Raw genomic sequence first — 21,460 nt, 5'->3', positions numbered from 1 at the left:
CCAGCGGGACCTGAGCGTTCGGCACGCGCGGGTCAGGAGGTGGCGGAGTTCAGCAGGGGCAGGTAGCCCTGGGCGTAGCCGGTGGCGTTGGGGTGGAACGACTCCACCAGGCGGAACAGGGAGAACGAGTTGATCCACGGCGAGCTGCCGCACGCGCCGTGGCCCGCGAAGTGGGCGCGGGCGTCGACGTAGCGGACGCCGGCGGCCGCGGCCCGGGCCGAGATCACGGTGTGCAGGTCGTCGGCGCCCCGGTTGAGGGCCGCACGCTTGGTCGCGCTCATGCACGTGCCGTTCGGCTCCACCAGGCGCGGGTAGCCCAGCACGACCACGGCGGCGTTCGGCGCGCGGTCGCGGATCGTGGCGTACGTGGCGTCCAGCCGCCCGGGCAACGTGGTGCGCGCGGTCTCGATGCCGGCGTTCACCGCGTTGACGCAGCTGGTGTCGCTGCCCGTGACGCAGGTGATCATGGTGTTGGCGAACCCGACGTCGTTGCCGCCGATGGTGATCGAGACCAGGTCGGTGCCCGCGTCGAGCGAGGCGAACTGGTCGGTCATGCTCTGCGTGGTCGCACCGCCGCAGGCGGCGTACTTGAACGACGACACCTCGTGCGTGTTCGCCCACAGCTGGGCGTACCCGCGGGAACTGCGGTAGCACGAACCGCTGAGGTACGGCGGCGCGCCCGTGCCGGAGGAGTACGAGTCGCCGAGGGCGACGTAGTCGACCGGGGCGGCGGCCTGCGCCGCGGTCGAGGTGAGCATGGCGGCCAAGGCGGCGGGCAGCACCGCGCACACGACCCTGAGAAGACGTCCGCGCACGTCCAGTCCTTCCTCGAGACATCACCTGCGTGAAGGCGGCAGGGCGACGACGTTACGAAGGCGTTCCGAGGGATCACAGTCGGTGTTATTCTCATTACCTGCGAGTAACCTGGACTGCTTCGTCGGGGTGCCGCCATGACCGTTCCGCGCCGCAGCGACGCCCTGAGGAACCGGGCGTCGATCCTCCGCGCGGCCGAGGAGCTGGTGGTCGGCGGCACGACGCCGTCACCGGCGCGGATCGCCCGCCTCACCGGTCTCGGCCAGGCGACGGTGTACCGGCACTTCCCCGACCGCCGCACGCTGCTGCTCACGGTGGCGCGCAAGCACTTCGGCCTGCTGGTGGCCGCCGCCGAGCGCGACGCCGACGACCCCGCCGCCTTCCGCGCGCTGCTCCACGCGGTGATGGCCTACCAGGTGTCGATGCGCCCGCTGGTCGACGAACTGCGCCGGTTCCCCGAGCCCGACCGGCGCGGCCACGTCCGCCGACTGCTGGACGTGCTGCGCGGGCCGTTCGACCGCTCCCGGGCGGCGGGCCACCTGCGCCACGACATCGTGCTCGACGACGTCGTGGTCGTGCTGACGATGCTCCAGGCGGCCGTCGACCGGACGCCCGACCCGCACCGCGCGATCCCCGTCCTGCTGGACGGCCTGTTCGTCGCCGGAGCCGGGCGCACGGCCGGGTCGGTGCGCGGGTAGCGCCGGGGGAGCGGCGAGGAGCACACCCGATCGCGTTACGGTGCGCGCCATGGTCTCGGTGCTGCTCGTCGAGGACGACCCGGTGGTGCGGTCGGCGGTGACCCGGGCGCTGACCGGGCTCGGGCACGCGGTGCTGCCCGTCGGCACCGCGTTGGAGGCGTTGCGCGAGATCACCGGCGGCGCGTTCGACCTGGTCGTGCTCGACCTCGGCCTGCCCGACATGGACGGCGCGGACGCGCTGCGGATGATGCGCGGCGTGTGCGACGTGCCGGTCATCGTCGCCACCGCCCGCGACGACGAGAGCGAGATCGTCCGCCTGCTCAACGCCGGCGCCGACGACTACCTGGTCAAGCCGTTCTCCAGCGAGCACCTCGCCGCCCGGCTCTCCGCGGTGCTCCGGCGCGCGCGCAAGGACGCCGCGCCCGCCGCGTTCCGGATCGGTCGCCTCACCGTCGACCCCGACCGCCGCGAGGCCCGCCTGGACGGCCGCGAGCTCAACCTCACCCGCAAGGAGTTCGACCTCCTCGCCTACCTCGCCGCGCGCGAGGGCAAGGTGGTGCCGCGCGCCGAACTGCTGGCGAACCTGTGGAACCTGCCCGGCAGGCACGACGACCAGACGCTGGACGTGCACCTGTCGTGGCTGCGCCGCAAGCTCGGCGAACGCGCCGCCCAACCCCGCTACCTGCACACCGTGCGCGGTGTCGGGTTCAAGCTCACGGCGGCCGAGTGAGGAAGTCGCTCGCCCTCGTCTCGCTGGCCGTCACCTCGATGGTGGCGCTCGCGTTCCTGATCCCGCTCGCCCTGGTGGTGCGCCAGCTCGCCGAGGACCGCGCGCTCGTCGACGCCGAACGCCTCGCCGGCGCGCTCACCCCCGTCCTGGTGATCACCTCCGACCCGGCGTCCGTCGGCCAGGCCCTCACCGCCAGTGCCGGCCGGGTGGCCGTGCACCTGGCCGACGGCGAGGTCGTCGGCGTGCCCGTGGCGACCGACCAGCAGATCCGCACCGCCCGGGAGCAGGGCCTGGCGTCCACCGAGCCGATACCGGCCGGTCTCGTGCACCTGCAACCCGTGCTGCTGGGGGAGGGCCGGGTGGCCGTGGTCGAGGCTTTCGTGCCGCGCGCCGAGCTGTCCCGGGGCGTCGAGCAGGCCTGGCTCGCGCTCAGCGGCGTCGCCGTCGTCCTCGTGCTCGGCTCGGTGCTGGTCGCCGACCGCCTCGGCGCGCGGGTCGTCAAGGCCTCCGCCGCCCTCGCCGAGGGCGCGCGCAAAATGGGCCAGGGTGATCTCGCCACGAGGGTCACGCCGAGTGGTCCGCCGGAATTGCTCGACGCGGGCGCGGCGTTCAACCGGATGGCCGATCGGATCGGCCAACTGGTGGCCGGTGAACGCGAAATCCTGGCCGACCTCTCGCACCGTTTGCGCACACCGCTCACCGCGTTGCGGCTCGATTCGGAAACCCTCGGCCAGGACCCCGGCGCCAACCGCGTCCGGCAGGCCGTGCACGCGCTCGAACGCGAGGTCAACGAACTCATCCGGGCCGCCCGCCGCGAGCTGGACGACCCGGACGGCGGCCGGTGCGACGCCGCCCAGGTCGTGCACGACCGCCTGGTCTTCTGGTCCGCCCTCGCCGACGACCAGCAGCGGCTGTGGAACCTGCGCGGCACCGAGCGCCCCGCGTTCGTGCCGCTCACCCGCAGCGACCTCGCCGCCGCGATGGACGCCGTGCTCGGCAACGTCTTCCGGCACACGCCGGAGGGCGTCGGGTTCGTCGTCGCGCTGTTCCACCAGCCAGAACGCGTGGTCATCGTGATCGAGGACGCCGGGCCGGGCATCGACGACCTGGAAGCGGCGCTGCGGCGCGGCAGCAGCGGCGCGGGCTCGACCGGCCTCGGCCTCGACATCGCCCGCCGGGCGGCGGAGGCCACCGGCGGCTCCCTGGTGGTCGACCGCGGGCCGCTCGGCGGCACGCGGGTCCAGCTCCGGCTGGGCCGCGCGGAAGAGCCAGTCTGACCCGCGGTCCCTTTTCCGCACCTGATGCGACCTTTAAATGTTCCTTAAATAAACGGCTGTTGACAGTTCCGCATTCCCGGATAAAGTTATTCACGGAATTGAGTCGGCCGCGGCGCTCCCACCCTTGCCCGGTCCGCCCGGTTCCCACTTCGGTGCGGCGGCCGCGTGCGCTTACCCTGCGAAGAAGCGCACCCGCGGTCGCCGCGCCCGAATACCGCCGAATGCAGATTGAGGTTTTCCGCGTGTCGCGCAAGAGCAGTGTGCTGCCCGTCGCCGTCGTCCTCGCCGGGTTTGCCCTGGCCGGGTGCGAGCACCCCGACGGGATGGCCCTCGTCGCGGCGAGCGCCACCGCCACGGTCCGCACCACGCCGCAGCCGAACGCCGTGCCGACCACCGCGACCACCGCGCCGGAGACCACGCCGTCCTCGTCCGCCGCCACGACGTCGGAGGCGCCGCCGGCCACCACCACGACGACCACGACCACCGCCGAGCCGCCGAAGCAGGCCCAGGTCCCGGCCCCGCCGCCCGCGCCCGCCGCGCCCACCAAGACCAAGACCGAGGTCGAGCTGGCCGAGGCCAAGGCGTTCGAGCTCACCAACGCCGAACGCGCCGCGAACGGCTGCCCCGCGCTGGCCGCCGACGACCGGCTGGCCGCCGCCGCCCGCGCGCACAGCGCCGACATGGCCGCCCAGGACTACTTCGACCACGTCTCCCAGGACGGCCGCAGCTTCGTCGACCGGGTCAAGGCCGCCGGCCACCCCGCGCCCGGCGCGGAGAACATCGCCGCGGGCCAGCGCACCGCCGAGGCCGTGATCAAGGGCTGGATGGACTCGCCGGGCCACCGCGCCAACATCCTGAACTGCAAGCTCAAGACGTTGGGCGTCGGCATGGCCCGCGGCGGTTCCTACGGCATCTACTGGACTCAGAACTTCGGCTGGTGACCGTCGCCGCCGGCGGGCAGCTCGTCCAGGATCAGCACGGTGTGGCTGGACGTCACGTCCGGCATCGTCTGCAACCGCGACAGCACCAGGTCGCGCAGGCTGTGCGCGTCCGGCGCGCGCACCAGCAGCACCAGGTCGTAGTCGCCGGACACCAGCGCGCCGTGCCACACCTCGGGGATCTCCATCACCCGCCGCCGCACCGCCTTCCACGAGTGCTGGCTGATCTTGAGGTAGACGTAGGCGGAGATGCCGAAGCCGTAGCGCTCGGGGTCGACCACCGCCGTGTACCCGGTGACGACGCCGTCCCGGTGCAGCCTCTCCACCCGCGAGTACGCGCTCGCCCGTGAGATGTGCAGCTTCTCCGCCAAGGACCGCATCGACATCCGCCCGTCCGCGCGCAGCTCCTCCACGATGCGCCGGTCGAGCTCGTCGAGCGGTGCCGAATGTCCAGCCCGGGCCGTCATGTGGCCGACGATAACCCGTCCGCGCGGCCGTTCGTCCGGATTCGGGGCCGGGATCTGGAACTTTGGCCCCTGTGAGCTGGACCATGCCCTCCATCTCGCCCAGTGAGACAGTGAGAGACCCGGAGGAGCCCATGGCCCGCACCAGCGCGCCCGAGCGGACGTTGCTGCCCAGTGACGAGCCGCTGTCGTTGCTGCGCAAGGACGGCACGCCGGTGGACGACTCGCCGCTGTCCATGCCCGACGACGACGTGCTGCTCGAACTGCACCGCCGGATGGTCGTCGGCCGCCGCTTCGACACCCAGGCCACCGCCCTGACCAAGCAGGGCAGGCTCGCGGTCTACCCGTCGTCACGCGGCCAGGAGGCGTGCGAGGTCGGCGCGGTGCTCGCGCTGCGCCCCGACGACTGGCTGTTCCCGACCTACCGCGACTCCGTCGCCCTGGTCACCCGCGGCGTCGACCCCGCCGAGACGCTGACCCTGCTGCAAGGCGGTTGGCACCTCGGCTACGACCCCTACGAGCACCGCGTCGGCCCCCAGTGCACCCCGCTGGCGACCAACACGCTGCACGCGGTGGGCTTCGCGCACGCGGCCCGGCTCAAGGGCGAGGACACCGCCGCGCTGGTCATGCTCGGTGACGGCGCCACGTCCGAGGGCGACACGCACGAGGCGCTGAACTTCGCCGGCGTGTGGCGGGCCCCGGTGGTGTTCCTGGTGCAGAACAACGGCTACGCGATCAGCGTGCCCATGGCCAAGCAGAACGCCGCGCCGTCGTTGGCGCACAAGGGCGTCGGGTACGGCGTGCCGTCCGTGCTGGTGGACGGCAACGACGTGGCCGCCGTCTACGCGGTCGTGCGCGAGGCGGTGGAGTCGGGCGGGCCCACGCTGATCGAGGCCCTGACCTACCGGATCGAAGCGCACACCAACGCCGACGACGCCACCCGCTACCGCACGTCCGACGAGGTCGCGGCGTGGCTGGACCGCGACCCGGTGGACCGGCTGGAGGCGTACCTGACCTCACGGGGGCTGCTGGACCACGCGCGGCGCGCGGCGGTGGCGGCCGAGGCGGAGGAGTTCGCGGCGTCCGTGCGGGCGAAGCTGAACGTCGACGTCGTGCCCTCGCCGGAGGACCTGTTCGAGCACGTCTACGCGACCACGCCCCGCCACCTGCGCGAGCAGGCCGCGGCGCTGCGGGAGGAACTGGCATGACCGCGGTCGTCGCACAGGAGTCCCAGGTCTCGATGGCCGGCGCGCTGAACCGGGCGCTGGCCGACGCGCTGGCCGCCGACCCGACCGTGCTGGTGTTCGGCGAGGACGTCGGCGCGCTCGGCGGCGTGTTCCGGGTGACCGACGGGCTGGCCGCGCGGTTCGGCGAGCAACGGGTCTTCGACACGCCGCTGGCCGAGTCCGGCATCGTCGGCACCGCGATCGGCATGGCGATGAACGGGCTGCGGCCCGTGGTGGAGATGCAGTTCGACGCGTTCGCGTACCCGGCGTTCGAGCAGATCACCAGCCACCTGGCCAAGCTGCGCAACCGCACGCGCGGCCGGGTGTCGTTGCCCGTGGTGATCCGGGTGCCGTACGGCGGCGGCATCGGCGGGGTCGAGCACCACTGCGACTCGTCGGAGGCCTACTACACGCACACGCCCGGGTTGCGGGTCGTCACGCCGGGCACGCCCGACGACGCCTACCGCCTGCTGCGCGACTCGATCGACTCGCCGGATCCGGTGATCTTCCTGGAGCCGAAGCGGCGGTACTGGGCCAAGGGCGCGCTGTCGTCGCCGTCCGGCTCGATCGGGTTCGACCGGGCGTTGGTGCGGCGGACCGGGCGTGACGTCACGTTGATCGCGTACGGGCCGATGGTGGCGACGGCGTTGGAGACGGCCGAGGCGGCGGCGGAGGAGGGCTGGGACGTCGAGGTCGTGGACCTGCGGTCGTTGGCGCCGTTCGACGACGAGACGGTGTGCGCTTCGGTGGTGAAGACCGGGCGCGCGGTGGTCGTGCACGAGGCGTCCGGGTTCGGCGGCTACGGCGCGGAGGTCGTGGCGCGGGTGACCGAGCGGTGCTTCCACCACCTGCACGCGCCCGTGCTGCGGGTGACCGGGTTCGACATCCCCTACCCGCCGCCGAAGCTGGAGGAGCACCACCTGCCGGGCGTCGACCGGATCCTCGACGCGATCGCCCGGCTGCAGTGGGACGACGAGGTCGTGGGGAGCTACGGTGCCTGACTTCCGGCTGCCCGACCTGGGCGAGGGGCTGACCGAGGGCGAGATCGTCACCTGGCTGGTGTCGGTCGGCGACCAGGTGTCGATCGACCAGCCCGTGGTGGAGGTGGAGACGGCGAAGGCCGTGGTCGAGGTGCCGTGCCCGTACGAGGGCGTGGTGAGCGCGCGGTTCGGCGAGCCGGGGGAGAAGCTGGCCGTCGGCTCGGTGCTGCTCACCGTGGGCGAGCCGGAGCGGTCGGGCAGCGGCAACGTCCTGATCGGCTACGGCACCTCCGAAACCCCGCGCCGCCGACGCCGCCCTCGCGGGTCCAACGCGCAGAACACGGGTGTCCTCCCTCCGGCGCACCCGAGTTCACCGCTCGGGACACCCGAACGGGCGACGATCCCCGTTGCACGCACCGCCGCCGCACCCGCCGTGATCTCCCCGCTCGTGCGGCAGCTCGCGCGGGACAACGGCCTGGCGCTCGACCGGATCGCCGGCACCGGACCGGGCGGCGTCATCCGGCGGGCGGACGTGGAACGCGCGCTCGCCGCCCGCGCCACGCCCGACCCCGCACCCACCGGTGGCCGTCGCATCCCGTTGCGCGGCCTGCGCGGCGCGGTCGCGGAGAAGCTGGCCACCTCACGCCGGGAGATCCCCGAGGCGACCGTGTGGGTGGACGTCGACGCCACCGACTTCCTCGCCGCACGCGCCGCGCTGCCGACGGTGTCGTTGCTCGCGCTGCTCGCGCGGTTCACCGTGCTGGGACTGAAGAAGTTCCCCGAGCTGAACTCCCGGGTCGAGGGCGACGAGATCGTCGTCCTGGACCAGGTGCACCTCGGCTTCGCCGCCCAGACCGACCGCGGCCTGGTCGTGCCGGTGGTGCGGGACGCCCAGTCCCTGACCACCGCGGAGCTCGCGTCCGCCATCGCCGCGCACACGGCGTCGGCCCGCGAAGGCAAGCTCACGCCGGCCGCGATGACCGGCGGCACGTTCACCGTCAACAACTACGGCGTGTTCGGCGTCGACGGCTCGGCCGCCATCATCAACCACCCGGAGGCCGCGATCCTCGGCATCGGCCGCATCATCGACCGGCCGTGGGCGGTGGACGGGCAACTCGCCGTGCGCAAGGTCGCCCAGCTGACGCTCGCGTTCGACCACCGGGTGTGCGACGGCGGCACGGCGGGCGGGTTCCTGCGGTTCGTGGCGGACTGCGTGGAGTCCCCGATCACCGCCCTGGCCGACCTCTAGCCTGGGCGGCGTGACCGACGCGACGCGGCAGTGGCGGGAGTGGCGGCGAGCACCGTGGGGACGGCTGCGCTACACGCAGGCGGAGGCCAACCTCGCCCGCCACCTGCCGCCCGCGCCGGCGTCGGTGCTCGACCTGGCCGGCGGGGACGGCGCGGACGCGCTGCGGCTGGCCCGGCTCGGCCACCACGTGACCGTGGTCGACCGGTCCGCCGAGATGCTCGCCGAGGCGGAACGGGCGTTCGACCTGGCCGACCTGCCGGTCCGACTGGTCCGGGCCGATCTCGCCGAGCTGCCCGAGGACGTGCGGGTCGAGCACGACGTGGTGCTGGCGCACAACGTGATCCAGTACCTGCCGGACCCGGCGGCGGCCCTGCGCGCGACCGTCGGGCTCGTCGCGCCGGGCGGGCTGCTGTCGGTCATCGCGCTGAACCGCCACGCCGAGCCGCTGCGGCACGCCACCCAGCACCTCGACCCGGTCGCCGCGCTGGCCGCGTTGGACACCGACCAGGCGCACACGCAGACGTTCGACACCTCGTTGACCCTCTACACGGCCGACCAGGTGCGGGACTGGCTGCCGGACTGGGCGCTCGTCGGCCACTACGGCATCCGCGCGGTCAACGACTACGTCTCCGACAACGACCGCAAGCACGACCCGGCGTTCTTCGCCGACCTCGAACGGCTGGAACTGGCCCTGGCCGACCGCATGCCGTACCCGCTCCTCGCCCGCTTCTTCCACCTGGTGCTCCGGCGCGGAAACCCGGACGACGGCGTGGCCGGGATTTCGTAGATTGCCCGACGTGACCAAGCCCGACTACCCCATCCGGACCCGGCGCCTGACCTTGCGGCCCTTCACCCCCGACGACCACGCCGCGCTGCACTCGTGGCAGTCCCGCCCGGACGTCGTCCGCTACCTCTACGGCGAAGCGCGCACCCCGGAGGAGACGGCCGAGAGCCTGGCCTTGAAGGCGTCGGTGACGTGGCCGGAGAAGGAGGGCGACCACCTCGCGCTGGCCGTGGAGCGCGACGGCGAGGTGATCGGCGAAGCCGTGCTCAAGTGGCTCAGCGAGGCGCACCGGCAGGGCGAGGTCGGCTACATCTTCCACCCCGACCACCACGGCCAGGGCTACGCCACCGAAGCCGCCGCCGCCGTGCTGGACCTCGGCTTCACCCACCTCGGCCTGCACCGGATCAGCGCGTCGTGCGACGCGTTCAACGAGCCGTCGTGGCGCGTGATGGAACGGCTCGGCATGCGCCGGGAAGCCCACTTCCGGCACAACGAGATCTTCAAGGGCGCATGGGGCGAGGAGTTCGTCTACGCGATCCTGGAGGACGAGTGGCACCGGATGGCGGACAGCCGGTGGCGGCCGGGCGGCGCATGATGTCCGGATGCAGAGGTTCATGGAGGACAGCGGCGCCTACGAGCACTGGCTGGCGGACAACCAGGACCAGTACGTCGTCAACGCCGAGCGCAACCTGAACCCGGACAACCTCGTCCTGCACCGCGCCTCCTGCCGCACGATCAACGGCACCCCGGCCCGCGGCACCACCTGGGTGGGCAGCTACGTGAAACTCGTCGGCGACCGCGCGGAACTGGAAGCCGAACACCCGACCGCCCGCCCGTGCCGCCTCTGCCTGTGAACCTCTAGGGCCACCGGGCGCGACGGATCTCCGGCCGGCACAGGGCGTGCACGGCGGGCGCCGCGAGCGCGACCGCCGGCACGAGCACCGCGGTCGCCGTGCCGAAGTGCTGCAGCAGCAGCCCGCCCGCCGCCATGCCGGCGGGCACCCCCGCGCCGAACAACGTCATCACCGCGGCGATCGTCCGCCCACGCCGCTCGTCGGGGACCTGCCGGAAGATCAGCACGTCGACCAGCACGCGCAAGGTCGGCGCGCAGAGCGTGGCGCAGAACAGGATCGCCGCCACCCACCACGGCCCCAGCGGCAGGGCGAGCCCGGCGAACAGCGGCACCTCCGCCAGCGCCACGCCCAGCAGCAGCGCGCCCGGCTGGAAGCGCCGGTGCAACGGCCCGACCAGGGCGGCGCCCGCCAGCACGCCCGCCGCCATGCCGGACATGACCAGCCCGATCGCCCAGGCGGCCACCGCCTGCTCGCGCAGCACGACGACGGCGATCAGCGCGATCGGCGCACCCGTCGTGTTGACCGCGACCACGAGCAGCGTCGCCGCCCGCAACGTCGGCACGTGCCAGATGCCCTTGACACCCGCCAGGAAGCGCGCGTCCCGCCGCGGTGCGCGGGCTTCCGGCTCCACCTCCGGCACGCGCAGCACCAACGCGCACAGCCACGACAGCACGAACGACAGCGCGGTGAACACGAACGGCAGCGCGTGACCCAGGCCGTGCAGGAACCCGCCCAGCGGTGGGCCGACGAGCTGCGTCGACCCCGACCGGACCTCGTCCTGCGTGAGGGCGTCGGTGAGCTGATCCGGCGGCACGACCACGCGGATCAGCAGCATCCGGGCCGCACCCCCGAACGGCTGCATCGCGCCGAGCACGACCGCCACCAGGAACAGGCCGCCCAACGGCAGGTGACCGGTCGTGAGGGCCACGGCCACCCCCGTCGTCACCACCGCCCGGGTGCCCTCGGTGACCAGCAGCACGCGCCGCCGGTCACCCCGGTCCAGCACCGCGCCGGCGGGCAGCCCGGCCAGCAGCGTGGCGACCGCCTGCACGGCGCCGAACAAGCCCGCCTGCGCGGGTGACCCGGTGAGCGCCAGGATCGCCAACGGGTAGCCGATGTCCGCCACTTCGAGCCCCAGCACGCTGACCGCCGACCCCGACCAGAGCAGCCGGAACCGGCGGGTCCGCCACAGCGATGTCGTCCCTCGCGTCATACACCCCACCCCATTCACGTCAACGTGAATGCTCACCATAGCGTGAATGGTTGCGTCGGTGTGAAAAGATGGTCCGGTGACCACGGACCCCGACGAGCGCGGCCGGGTCGCCGTCCGGAAGGTCTCCGACGTGGAGACGTTCAAGGCACTCGGCGATCCGCTCCGCCTGGCGATCCTCCGCGTCCTCATGCGCGACGAGGGCAGGGTCAGGTCCGTCAAGGAGCTGGCCGGCGAGCTGGGGGAGCAGCCGACCAGGCTCTACCGGCACATCAGGCAACTCGAAGCGCGCGGCCTGATCGAGACCGCCGAGACGAGGCTCGTCGCCGGCATCGTGGAGCACCGCTACCGCGCCTGCCAGTCCTCGCTCGTGCTCGACGCCGACTTCTTCGGTCGCCACCGCGACACCGAGGACGCCGCCGCGACGATCACCGCGGCCTTCGACGACTACCGCGACGAGTACCTGGACGCCGCCCGCGCCGGACGCGTGACGACGACCCACGTCGAACCGATCGTCATCGCCGTCCGCGAGTCGATCCCCGCCGCGAAGGCCGCCGAGTTCCGCGACCGGCTCGCCGCGCTCGTCCGGGACCTCCACGACACCGGGTACCACGAGGACGGCGTCGAGGTCCGCCTGTTCACCGCCTACTACGCGCCGGACGGGCCCTGAGGGGCATCATCGACACCATGTCGCGCCGGTTGGTCTGGTACGTCGGCTACGGGTCGAACCTGCACGCCGAGAGGTTCAGGTGCTACCTCGCCGGTGGGACGCCGGTCGGCGCGACGCGCGGGTACCCGGGGTGCCGGGACACCAGCCCGCCGCTGGACACCAGGGCGTTGGAGGTGCCCGGCGGGATCTACTTCGCCACCCGGTCGCCCGTCTGGCTGGGCGGCCGGGCGTTCTACGACCCGACGCTGCCCGGCTCCGCCGCCGCCCGCGGCTACCTCGTCACCACCGCGCAGTTCGCCGATGTCGCCGCGCAGGAGATGTACCGCGACCCCGGCGCGGACCTCGACCTGACCGCCGTGATGGCCGACGGCAGGCACGTGCTCGGGCCCGGCCGCTACGAGACCCTGCTCCACCTCGGCGAGCACGACGGCCACCCGGCGCTGACGTTCACCGCACCGTGGAGCGCGGCCGACGTCGAGCACACCAAGCCCTCCGCCCCCTACCTGACCATGCTCGCGGCCGGCCTCGCCGAGACCCACGGCTGGACCGCCCGGCGGATCGCCGACTACCTCGCCGGTCGCACCCCGTTCTGGTCCGCGGCCGAGATCGCGGCGCTGGTCGGTCCGCCGCGACCCTGACGACGGGCGCCGGTCAGTCCTGCGCCACCACCGCGTCGAGGTTCCCGTCGTCACCGGGCACGCACGACGCCTCCCGCGCCGTCGTGGCCAGGAACTCCGTCATGCACCGGCCGAACTGCTCGTAGCCCCGGTCGTTGGGGTGGAACGACTCCTGCAACGCGTGCCGCGCCCGTGCCTCGTCCCGCAGGCCGTCGAAGTCCACCGTGAGCCGGGTGAACCACTCCTGGTCGGCCTTCTTGCCGCCCATGCACGCCTCGTGCCGCTCACCCGCCTGCGACAGGTCGAGGAACCGCGCCTGCGCCGCCTTGGCCGCCGTCCGCAAACCCTCCGACAGCTGCTCGACGGCCTTGTCCCGCACCCACTCCAGGTCACCCGTGCGCAACGGGCACCCCGCCAGGTTCTGCAGGTCGAACGGCAACCCCGGCGCGACCGGCGCGGCGTAGGACTGCAACACGAGCGTGTACGAACGGGGCGTGTAGCCCAAGTCCTGCAACACCCGGCGGATGTCGCGCAGCGCGCGCTCCACCTTGGGCGTCATCCGCTCGACCCGGGCCTTCCACTCGTCGGCCATGGCCTTCGCGCAGTCGGCACGCCGTTCGATCCACGCCCGCAGGCACGCGCCGAGCACGTCGGCGAACCGCGGGTCGTCGTTCGCGCCCACCGCCACCACGACCACCGACACCCGGTACTCGCGCGCGATCGCGGCCAGCTGCCTCGCCTGCGAGCCCTCGGTGTTGCGCACCTGGTCGGTGATGCCGACCTGCTCGGAGTTCGCGCCGGAACACGCCAGGTTGAACACCTTGTCCACGCCGGCGACCTGCGTCTTGTGCACCGACGCCTTCGTCGACCGGTGGCACCAGTTGTCGTTCTCGCCGTTCGTGCCCGGCTCGTAGGACCCCGCGCCCTCGCCGGCCATGGTGCTGTCGCCCATCGCCACGATCGCGCGCGGCGCGTCGCGCTTCGGCCCCGGCCGCGTCGGGTACCGCGAGTCGCTGACCAGCAGCAACAGGGCGAGCAGCGGGAAGACGAGGGCAACGGACACGATTCGGCGCGACATCGGTGCCTATCCTACGGAGATCCGCCCGCCGCTGAGCACCAGCGTGCGGTCCGCCGCGCGGTGCACCTCGTCGTGGTGCGTGGCGACCAGCACCGCCGCGCCCGCGTCGGCCGCCCGCCGCAGCACCCGCACCGCCGTCGGCGCGCTGCGCTGGTCGAGGTGCGCGGTCGGCTCGTCGGCCAGCAGCACCCGCGGCTCGCCGACCACCGCCCGGGCCAGCGCGGCCCGCTGCTGCTGCCCGAACGACACCTCGGCCGGGTACCGGTCGGCCAACCCGTCGATGCCCAGCTCCGCCAGCAACTCCGTCACCCGGTCGAGTGAGCCGCCGGTGCGGCCGAGCCGGATCGGCAGCGCCACGTTCTCCGCCAGCGTCAGCTCACCGGCCAGCCCGAGCGCCTGCGGCAGCAACGCGCACACCTTCCACGACGGCGCCGACGTCCGCACCTCGCCGGCCAGCTCGACCGTGCCCGCGTCCGCCCGGTCGAACCCCGCCAGCACGGTCAGCAACGCGCTCTTGCCCGACCCGGACGGCCCGGACAGCGTCACCAGCTCGCCCGGCGCCACCTCCAGGTCCACCCCGCGCAGCACGTGCACCGGCCCGCTCGCGTGCCGGAACGTCCGCTCGATCCCCTTCACCAGCAACGCCGTCATGCCGCCAACGCTCCGTCCCGCAGGTCGAACCTGGTGTCCGCCAACGCGATCAGCCTCGGGTCGTGCGAGGCCACCACGACCGGCACGCCCCGCCGCGCCAGGTCGGCCAACGTCTCCAGCACCAGGTCCGCCGACGACGCGTCCAGCTGCGACGTCGGCTCGTCGGCCAGCACGACCGACGCCTGCCGCGCCAACGCGCACCCGAACGCGAGCCGCTGCTGCTGCCCGCCCGACATCGCCGACACCTTCCACCCGGCCGTGCCCGGCAGCCCCAACCGCTCCAGCACCTCGTCCACCCGCGCGACCCGGCCCGCCGCCTGCGCCGCCGCCCGCAGGTTGTCGCCCACGTCCAGGTGACCGAGCAGGTTGTCCGCCGGGTTCTGGAACACCAGCGCGACCTCGGTCCGCCGCAGCTTCCGCCGCGCCGCGGACGACAACCGCGCCGTGCCCATCCCGCGCAACTCCACCCCGCCGCGCGTGGGCCGCTCCACCAGGCTCAGCACCCGCAGCAACGTCGACTTGCCCGACCCGGACGGCCCGGCCAGCACCGTCAACCCGGTCGCGGGCACGTCCAGCGTCACGTCCGACACCGCCGTCACCGCCCCGGCGGGCGTGCGGTAGTCCACCCCCACCTCGCGCAACCGCAACACGTGCTCAACCACGGATCAGCTCCCCGATCTTCGCCGAACGCACCGCGCGCACCGCGATCCACGCCGCCACCAGCACCACCAGCACGCCCCCGGCCACCGTCGTCACCAGCAGCGGCAGGGCGTTCGGCACTTCCGGGGCCGGGGTGAGCCGTGGCGCGGGGTCCAGCCTCGGCACGGTGAAGGCGCTGCTCACCGCGCTCGCGGCGGAGCCGACGACCACCGCGGCGGCGGCGACGGCGCCCAGTTCCAGCAGGTGGCTGCGCAGCATCGCGGCCGGCCCGAGGCCCATCCGGGCGCTGAACGCCCCGGACAGCGCGTTCTGCCGCCGCCGCACCTCCACCGCCAGCAGCAGCGCGATCGACGCCACCACGGCGAGCACCGCGCCCAGCGCCGCGACGAACCCGAACGTCCACTTGATCGTCAGGAACGGCAGGCCCTGCACCGCCTTCTCCTTCTCGCCGACCTCGTGCGACACCTTCACGCCGGCCGCCGACAGCGCCTCGGTCACCTCGCGCAACGGCTTGCTCGACCACACGTACCAGGAGCCGACGTCACGGCGGTCCTCGATCCGGTCGACCGGCAGGACCCAGCCGGCCCGGCCGAGCTTCGGCAACGACGGCACCCACGCCTCCGGCTCGAACGGCGGCAGCCCCGGCAACCGGACCTCGCCGCGCGGCGCGTCGCCCACCCGGAGCGGCTCGGACAGCAGCGCCGGGTCGATCCCGGACGGGAACGCGCCGTCGCGGAACGTCCTCGGGTCCACCACCAGCGCCGCGCGCTCGTACTGCTTGACGTACCCCACGATGGTGGAGTTGCCGCGCAACGCCTCCGGCAGCTCGGTGACGTCCGCCGAGACCTGGGCGTAGCTGTTGGCGCCCGCGTACATGCCGGACTTCACCTCCAGCGCGGTCTCCTGCGACCCCGCGATGGCGCTGCCGGCCGCGATGGTGCCGACCGCCAGCACACCGATCAGCAGCACGCCGGTCACCGGGCCCGCACCGGCCGCGAGCCGCCGGATAGCCAACTGCGCCGCGGGCTTGGACCACAGCTTCGCCCGGTGCGACGCGGCCAGCGCCCACTTCGCCAACCGGGCCGTCAGCAGCGCCACCGTGAGCACGACCAGCAGCGGGAACGCCAGCGCGGCGGCGTCGATGCGCGGCAGCGCGCCGATCTTCGTCGTGGTGGCGAGACCGCTGTGCTGCACGCGGTTCCACGCCCACACCGCCAGTGCGGCGGTGGCCAGCTCCCACGGCAACGCGGTCAGCACCTTGCGCAGCCGGTTGCCGCGACCCGCCACCTGGAACGCCCGGTGCGTGCGCAGCGCGCCGGTGGCGAACGTGACCGCGATGCTCGACGCCACCACCGCGACCACCGCCAGCGCCGCGGTCGTCACGGTGCCCGGCGGCAGCAGGTCCGACGGCGCGTAGACGGGCAGCAGCAACCGGGCCGTGCCCAACCCGAGCACGCCGCCGACCACCAGCGGCAGCCCCAGCTCCAGCACGCCGCGCCCGCCGAGGGCGAGCGGCCCGGAGCCGCGCACCCACAGCAGCCGCAGCTCGGCCTGGCGGCGCTGCGCCCACTGGACGGTCACCGTGGCGACGCCGGCCAGGCCGATGAGCAGGCTGATCAGGGTCAGCGGCAACACGGCGGAACGCACGTTGGCCACGGTCTGCCTGGCGTTCTCCACCGGCAGGACCAGCGGCGACATCGTGCGGTTGAAGTGCTCCTGGATCGGCGCGACGCGCGCGGTGCCCGCGGCCAGCAGTTCCTCGGCCTCGGCGATCGTGCCCGGCGGGGCGGCCGGGAAGCGCACGGTCACGTCGGTCACGCCGTTCAGCTCCGGCGGCAGCGCGGCGAACGACTCGGCGCTCGGCATCCACACCACGGCGGTCGCCAGCTCGTCGCGGTCGAGCACGTTGGGCACGACGAAGTGGCGTTCCGGGCACCACCACTCGGGCAGCGGGTCGAGGATGTCGGCGTAGACCGCGGTGACCGGTGGCAGCCGCCCGCCCATGCCGCGCTCGCCCAGTCGCAGGTCGGTGGTCTCGGCGATGCTCTTCGGCACCCACAGGCCGTCCTTCGAGCCGCCTTCGAGCACCTTCAGGTGGTCCGTGGCGCCCGGGCGGTAGCCGAACTTCGCGTCGGTGGGTCGCCCGCCGAAGTCGACGCGCTCCTCGCGGAGGTAGGTGCCGATCAACGGCTCGTGGCCCGGCATCGACTCCTTGATCGCCTGGACCATCCCGGGCACCTCGTCCTGGCGCACTCCGGTGGCCTCCAGCGACGGGTGCAGCGCCTCCTGGCACAGGCGGTTCCGCTGGTAGTCGATCGCCGCGCTGCCGGACGCCGCCGAGTGCATCACGGCGGCGGCCACCACGAAGGTCGACAACAGCGCGGTGACCACGCTGACCAGCAACGTCAGCGGGCTCGACAGGGCCGCGCGCGGGGCGGCTCGCCACGGGATCTGCACCCGCGAACGGTAACCGCCGGTCTCTTCGCGCAGGAGACTTTTCGTGAACGATGGTCATCCTCCGGACAACGTCCGGACAACGTGTCCTGTTGTCCGGTTGCGCCGCCCGAAACCGGACACGGAGCTTGCTCCGGTTGGCGCGGGCCCGTTCGGGGTACCGGGACCGCATGACACGGAAAGCGCTGAAGAAGTCACTCGCGGTGCTGGTCAGCGGCGCGGCCCTGCTCCTGAGCATGGGCGCCGGGTGCGAGAACGAAGGCGACGGCGAGAACGGCGACCAGCCGGGCGTCGAGCAGCCGGGCGTCGAGCAGCAGGACGAGCAGGACGGCGAGCAGGAGAACGGCGACCAGGACGGCGACAACTGACCGCACCGGCCCGTCCCGCCGCACGAGCGCGGCCATCCGCGTCGATCGGACGCGGATGGCCGCGCCCGCGTCAGCGCCCGCGACCCGTCTTCTCCTGCAACCGGTCGATCAACCGCGAAGCCTCCACCTTGGTCAGCTCCGCCGGCACCTCCTCGCCCGCCTCCTGCGCCAACGTGCGCAGGTAGGACTCCTGCGGACCGGTCATCGGCTCGTCACCGGTCGTCCACTCCTGGGGGTCCTTCTCCGGATTGCGGTCCACGCGCGCCTCCTCACCTCGAACGCTCGTTCGAGGTACCCGCTGCGCCGTTCGGTCAACCACCTCCGGTCCACTCTTGACACCCCGCATGTGGTCTAGTCCAATTCTTCCACCTGGAGGCCGCCACCGCTGGGAGGAGACGCATGTCGCGCAGGGTCCTGTTCGCCAGGGTGGCGGCGGTGACGGCGTTGATGGTGGGAGCGGCGGCGGTCAGCTTCGCGCCCGCCTACGCCGCGTCGGTCACCGCGACGTTCGCCAGGACGTCGAGCTGGGAGACCGGCTACACCGCGCAGTTCTCGATCAAGAACGAGACCGGCTCGGCCGTCTCCGGGTGGAAGGTCGAGTTCGACCTGCCCGCCGGCACCACCGTCGGCGCCTACTGGGACGCGTTGCAGACCAACTCGGCCGGGCACTACGCGTTCACCCACCGCGAGTACAACGGCGGCATCGCGCCCGGCGCCGCGGTGACGTTCGGCTTCAACGCCTCGGGCACCGCGAGCCCGGCCAACTGCAAGATCAACGGCGTGTCGTGCGCCGGTTCACCGACCACCACGACAACCACCACGACCACCACTACTACGACCACGACGACCGGGCCGACGACGACTACCACCACCACACCGCCGGTCACCGGCCTGCCCAAGCGAGTCCTGGTCGGCTACCTGCACGCGAGCTTCGCCAACGGTTCCGGCTACGTCCGGATGAAGGACGTCCCCGACGACTGGGACATCATCAACCTGTCCTTCGCCGAACCCACCTCCGCCACCTCCGGCGACCTCCGCTTCGCCCAGTGCCCCGTCACCGAGTGCGGAGGCGTCGAGTCCGAGGCCGAGTTCATCGCGGGCATCCGGGACAAGCAGGCCAAGGGCAAGAAGGTGCTGATCTCCATCGGCGGCGCGAACGGCCAGGTGCAGCTGTCCACCACGGCCGCGCGCGACGCGTTCGTCCGCTCCGCCTCGGCGATCATCGACAAGTACGGCCTGGACGGCCTGGACGTCGACTTCGAGGGCCACTCGCTGTCGCTCAACGCGGGCGACACCGACTTCCGCGCGCCCACCACGCCGGTGATCGTCAACCTCATCCAGGCGTTGAAGGCGCTGAAGGCCCGCTACGGCGCGAAGTTCGTGCTCACCATGGCCCCGGAGACCTTCTTCGTCCAGGTCGGCTACCAGCACTACGGCGGCAGCGGCGGCGCGGACCCGCGCGCGGGCGCGTACCTGCCGGTGATCCACGCGCTGCGCGACGACCTGACCCTGCTGCACGTCCAGCACTACAACTCCGGCCCGATCATGGGCCTGGACAACCAGTACCACTTCATGGGCGGCAGCGACTTCCACGTCGCCATGGCGGACATGGTGCTGGCCGGGTTCCCCGTGCGCGGTGACGCGACGAGGGTGTTCCCGGGCCTGCGGCAGGACCAGGTGGCCATCGGCCTGCCCGCGAGCGTCAACGCGGGCAACGGCTTCACCTCCGTCGCCGAGGTGCACAAGTCGTTGGACTGCCTGATGAAGGGCGCGAACTGCGGCGCCTACCGGCCCAAGGCCGGCTACCCGGACCTGCGCGGCCTGATGACGTGGTCGGTCAACTGGGACCGCCACAACGGTTTCGAGTTCTCCCGCGCGCACCGCGCCTACCTGCCCCGTTGACCGGTTCGGGCCCGGCCGGCCGCCGTGGGCAGGCAGCCGGCCGGGTCACAACCGGGGGAACAACGGCTGCGGCTGGGGGAGCCGGTCCGTGAGCGTGACGCACTGCTCGGAGATCCGCGTCGCCAACGTCGGCACGAACGGGGTGAGCTCGCGGGCCAGGACGCGGCACGCGGCCAGCAGCGCCGTGATGGCCGCGTCCAGGCGCCCGCCCGCCTCGGCGTCACCGCCGCGCTCGGCACGGGCCAGGTCCCACGGTCGCACCCGTTCGACGTACCGGTTGGCCTCTTCCACGATCCGCCACACCGCCGCCGTCGCCCGCCTGAAGTCGAAGTCGGACACGGCGGCGTGCACGAGGTCCGGCGCGTCCCGGCACGCCGCCGCCAACGGCTCGGCGGCCGGATCCGGTGCGGCCGCGGGCGGTCGGCCCTCGCGGTAGCGGTGGACCATGACCGTGACGCGGTTGACCAGGTTGCCGAGACCGTTGGCCAGGTCCTCGTTCGCGCGGGCGACCAGGCGCGCCTCGGTGAAGTCCGCGTCGCCGACGCGGGGCACGTCGCGCAGCAGCCACCACCGCACCGCGTCCGAGCCGTACCGGTCCGCCAACGCCACCGGGTCGACCACCGCGCCCGCCGACTTGCTGATCTTGCGGCCGTCGGTGGTGAGGTAGTCGTGCACCAGGATGTCGGTCGGCAGCGGCTCGCCCGCCGACAGCAGCATGGCCAGCCAGTACACGGCGTGGAAGCGGACCACGCCCTTGCCGATCACGTGCACGCGCCGGTCGCCCTCCACCCACCAGCGGCGGTAGTTCGAGCCGTCCGCGCCGTAACCCAGGCTGGTGATGTAGTTGCCCAGGGCATCCCACCACACGTAGACGACCTGGTCGGGATCGCCCGGCACGGTGATGCCCCACCCGTGCGCGCGGGCGCGTGAGCGGGAGACCGAGAAGTCGCGCAGGCCGGCGGCGATGAACGCCAGCACCTCGTTGCGGCGCACGGCGGGCTCGATCCGGACCGTGCCGTCGACGATCAGGTCGCGGAGCCGGTCGGCGTGGCGGGAGAGCCGGAAGAACCAGTTCTCCTCGGCCACCGGCTGCGGCTCGACCTCGTGCTCCGGGCACTTGCCTGCCACCAGTTCGGCGGAGGTGTAGAACTGCTCGCAGCCCACGCAGTACAGGCCCTCGTAGTGGTGTCGGTAGAGGTCGTGCGCGCACGCCCGCCACAGCCGTTCGACGCCGGCGCGGTGCCTGGCGTCCCGGCTGGTGCGGATGAAGTCGGTGAACGACAACGCCAACGGGTCGCGCAACGCCGCGAACGCCGCCGAGTTCCGGTCGACCAGCTCGCCGGTCGGCACGCCTTCCGCCTGCGCGGCCAGCACGTTCTTCAGCGAGTTGTCGTCGGTGCCGGTCAGGAACCGCACCCGGTCGCCGCGCAGGCGGTGGTGCCGGGCCAGCACGTCGGCCTGCACGATCTCCAGCGCGAAACCCAGGTGCGGACGCGAGTTGACGTACGGGATGGCGGTGGTCACGTAGTAGCGCGACATCGGAACCTCCTGGTGCGGGGGTTCGCGGCCGGCGGAGACCCCCTGGGACGGGGGCCTCGGACTCGTCATCCGTGCAGCGTCGGCCGCCCCGCGTGGCGGGGCGCCATGACCGGGCACGACGAGGACATGGCGGCGACGTTAGCAGCGTGATGACCCGTGCCGCGCCTGGTTTTCGTCCGCCCTTGGCCGTAGCGGCGATGGGTGAACTCACCCATGCGCGCGTGGGTCGGATTGGGCGCTGGTCGAACGGCGACCGCGACGGCCACGATTCATCACGGAGAAATCCCCTCAGGAAAGT

The 21,460-nt window shown here is 72.8% G+C and carries 23 protein-coding genes; 14 read left to right on the top strand and 9 right to left on the bottom strand.

Annotated features, from left to right (window positions below; all coding sequences use genetic code 11):
* Positions 1-32: 32 nt before the first annotated feature.
* Positions 33-815 carry an SGNH/GDSL hydrolase family protein gene (locus AB0I91_RS29325; protein ID WP_498779508.1) on the bottom strand — a complete coding sequence of 261 codons (783 nt, stop codon included), beginning with the start codon at positions 813-815 and terminating at the stop codon, positions 33-35.
* Between the two features lie 135 nt (positions 816-950).
* Between AB0I91_RS29325 and AB0I91_RS29320 the strand changes: the two genes are divergently transcribed.
* The 4 genes from AB0I91_RS29320 to AB0I91_RS29305 all read left to right on the top strand — a co-directional run bounded on the left by AB0I91_RS29320 (position 951) and on the right by AB0I91_RS29305 (position 4,459).
* On the top strand, positions 951-1,511 hold the full coding sequence (locus tag AB0I91_RS29320; protein ID WP_499639800.1) for a TetR/AcrR family transcriptional regulator: 561 nt from the start codon (positions 951-953) through the stop codon (positions 1,509-1,511).
* Between the two features lie 49 nt (positions 1,512-1,560).
* Positions 1,561-2,241, top strand: a complete 681-nt coding sequence (locus AB0I91_RS29315) for a response regulator transcription factor (protein ID WP_499618567.1) — start codon at positions 1,561-1,563, stop codon at positions 2,239-2,241.
* Positions 2,238-3,518 carry a HAMP domain-containing sensor histidine kinase gene (locus AB0I91_RS29310; protein ID WP_499639798.1) on the top strand — a complete coding sequence of 427 codons (1,281 nt, stop codon included), beginning with the start codon at positions 2,238-2,240 and terminating at the stop codon, positions 3,516-3,518. The genes AB0I91_RS29315 and AB0I91_RS29310 overlap by 4 nt, the downstream gene beginning before the upstream one ends.
* 221 nt (positions 3,519-3,739) lie before the next feature.
* The gene (locus AB0I91_RS29305; protein WP_499639796.1) at positions 3,740-4,459 is read left to right on the top strand and encodes a CAP domain-containing protein; all 720 of its coding nucleotides are present in this window, start codon (positions 3,740-3,742) and stop codon (positions 4,457-4,459) included.
* Here AB0I91_RS29305 and AB0I91_RS29300 read toward each other — a convergent pair.
* A complete protein-coding gene (locus AB0I91_RS29300) occupies positions 4,441-4,923 on the bottom strand; it encodes an Lrp/AsnC family transcriptional regulator (RefSeq protein ID WP_498779499.1) in 483 nt (160 codons plus the stop codon). The two genes, AB0I91_RS29305 and AB0I91_RS29300, sit on opposite strands and share 19 nt — an antisense overlap.
* 131 nt (positions 4,924-5,054) lie before the next feature.
* Here AB0I91_RS29300 and pdhA point away from each other — a divergent pair, with 131 nt between their 5' ends.
* The 6 genes from pdhA to AB0I91_RS29270 are packed head-to-tail and all read left to right on the top strand — an operon-like array spanning position 5,055 to position 10,013.
* On the top strand, positions 5,055-6,128 hold the full coding sequence (pdhA, locus tag AB0I91_RS29295; protein WP_499639795.1) for a pyruvate dehydrogenase (acetyl-transferring) E1 component subunit alpha: 1,074 nt from the start codon (positions 5,055-5,057) through the stop codon (positions 6,126-6,128).
* Positions 6,125-7,147 (top strand): alpha-ketoacid dehydrogenase subunit beta, encoded by a 1,023-nt coding sequence (locus AB0I91_RS29290; RefSeq protein WP_498779495.1) that lies wholly within the window; start codon positions 6,125-6,127, stop codon positions 7,145-7,147. The genes pdhA and AB0I91_RS29290 overlap by 4 nt, the downstream gene beginning before the upstream one ends.
* Positions 7,140-8,375: a dihydrolipoamide acetyltransferase family protein gene (locus AB0I91_RS29285; RefSeq protein WP_499639793.1), complete on the top strand. Its 1,236-nt coding sequence runs from the start codon at positions 7,140-7,142 to the stop codon at positions 8,373-8,375. The genes AB0I91_RS29290 and AB0I91_RS29285 overlap by 8 nt, the downstream gene beginning before the upstream one ends.
* Before the next feature lie 10 nt (positions 8,376-8,385).
* The gene (locus tag AB0I91_RS29280) at positions 8,386-9,162 is read left to right on the top strand and encodes a class I SAM-dependent methyltransferase (RefSeq protein WP_498779492.1); all 777 of its coding nucleotides are present in this window, start codon (positions 8,386-8,388) and stop codon (positions 9,160-9,162) included.
* Between the two features lie 10 nt (positions 9,163-9,172).
* Entirely contained in the window at positions 9,173-9,754 is a 582-nt protein-coding gene (locus AB0I91_RS29275; RefSeq protein WP_498779491.1) for a GNAT family N-acetyltransferase, read from the top strand.
* Positions 9,755-9,761: 7 nt separating this feature from the next.
* Entirely contained in the window at positions 9,762-10,013 is a 252-nt protein-coding gene (locus AB0I91_RS29270; RefSeq protein ID WP_498779489.1) for a hypothetical protein, read from the top strand.
* A 4-nt stretch (positions 10,014-10,017) separates the two neighbouring features.
* On the opposite strand, the gene AB0I91_RS29265 is transcribed toward AB0I91_RS29270, so the two are convergent.
* Positions 10,018-11,226, bottom strand: coding sequence for an MFS transporter (locus AB0I91_RS29265; RefSeq protein ID WP_499639791.1), 1,209 nt, complete (start codon positions 11,224-11,226; stop codon positions 10,018-10,020).
* A 76-nt stretch (positions 11,227-11,302) separates the two neighbouring features.
* Here AB0I91_RS29265 and AB0I91_RS29260 point away from each other — a divergent pair, with 76 nt between their 5' ends.
* Both AB0I91_RS29260 and AB0I91_RS29255 read left to right on the top strand, forming a co-directional pair.
* Positions 11,303-11,893, top strand: a complete 591-nt coding sequence (locus tag AB0I91_RS29260; protein WP_498779486.1) for an ArsR/SmtB family transcription factor — start codon at positions 11,303-11,305, stop codon at positions 11,891-11,893.
* A gap of 17 nt (positions 11,894-11,910) precedes the next feature.
* Positions 11,911-12,531: a histone deacetylase gene (locus tag AB0I91_RS29255; protein WP_498779485.1), complete on the top strand. Its 621-nt coding sequence runs from the start codon at positions 11,911-11,913 to the stop codon at positions 12,529-12,531.
* A 13-nt stretch (positions 12,532-12,544) separates the two neighbouring features.
* Here the strand turns inward: AB0I91_RS29255 and AB0I91_RS29250 are convergent, their stop codons facing one another.
* Genes AB0I91_RS29250 through AB0I91_RS29235 form a run of 4 tightly spaced genes read right to left on the bottom strand, consistent with a single transcriptional unit; the run spans position 12,545 to position 17,356 of the window.
* Positions 12,545-13,588 carry a GDSL-type esterase/lipase family protein gene (locus tag AB0I91_RS29250; RefSeq protein ID WP_498779483.1) on the bottom strand — a complete coding sequence of 348 codons (1,044 nt, stop codon included), beginning with the start codon at positions 13,586-13,588 and terminating at the stop codon, positions 12,545-12,547.
* A gap of 6 nt (positions 13,589-13,594) precedes the next feature.
* The gene (locus tag AB0I91_RS29245) at positions 13,595-14,239 is read right to left on the bottom strand and encodes an ABC transporter ATP-binding protein (RefSeq protein ID WP_498779482.1); all 645 of its coding nucleotides are present in this window, start codon (positions 14,237-14,239) and stop codon (positions 13,595-13,597) included.
* The gene (locus AB0I91_RS29240; protein ID WP_498779480.1) at positions 14,236-14,901 is read right to left on the bottom strand and encodes an ABC transporter ATP-binding protein; all 666 of its coding nucleotides are present in this window, start codon (positions 14,899-14,901) and stop codon (positions 14,236-14,238) included. Before AB0I91_RS29240 ends, AB0I91_RS29245 begins: the two co-directional genes overlap by 4 nt.
* Positions 14,894-17,356: an ABC transporter permease gene (locus AB0I91_RS29235; protein ID WP_498779479.1), complete on the bottom strand. Its 2,463-nt coding sequence runs from the start codon at positions 17,354-17,356 to the stop codon at positions 14,894-14,896. The genes AB0I91_RS29240 and AB0I91_RS29235 overlap by 8 nt, the downstream gene beginning before the upstream one ends.
* Positions 17,357-17,523: 167 nt before the next feature.
* Here AB0I91_RS29235 and AB0I91_RS29230 point away from each other — a divergent pair, with 167 nt between their 5' ends.
* On the top strand, positions 17,524-17,721 hold the full coding sequence (locus AB0I91_RS29230; RefSeq protein WP_499639788.1) for a hypothetical protein: 198 nt from the start codon (positions 17,524-17,526) through the stop codon (positions 17,719-17,721).
* Positions 17,722-17,791: 70 nt separating this feature from the next.
* Here AB0I91_RS29230 and AB0I91_RS29225 read toward each other — a convergent pair whose 3' ends face one another.
* Entirely contained in the window at positions 17,792-17,980 is a 189-nt protein-coding gene (locus tag AB0I91_RS29225) for a DUF3072 domain-containing protein (protein ID WP_498779476.1), read from the bottom strand.
* Positions 17,981-18,120: 140 nt separating this feature from the next.
* On the opposite strand from AB0I91_RS29225, the gene AB0I91_RS29220 reads away from it, so the two are divergent.
* Positions 18,121-19,623, top strand: coding sequence for a chitinase (locus tag AB0I91_RS29220; RefSeq protein ID WP_499639786.1), 1,503 nt, complete (start codon positions 18,121-18,123; stop codon positions 19,621-19,623).
* A 45-nt stretch (positions 19,624-19,668) separates the two neighbouring features.
* Here the strand turns inward: AB0I91_RS29220 and AB0I91_RS29215 are convergent, their stop codons facing one another.
* Entirely contained in the window at positions 19,669-21,162 is a 1,494-nt protein-coding gene (locus AB0I91_RS29215) for a methionine--tRNA ligase (protein WP_498779474.1), read from the bottom strand.
* Between the last annotated feature and the right edge of the window lie 298 nt (positions 21,163-21,460).

Source organism: Actinosynnema sp. NPDC049800 (genome assembly GCF_040656635.1).
Lineage (GTDB): Bacteria > Actinomycetota > Actinomycetes > Mycobacteriales > Pseudonocardiaceae > Actinosynnema.
This window is presented reverse-complemented; position numbering and strand designations above follow the sequence as displayed.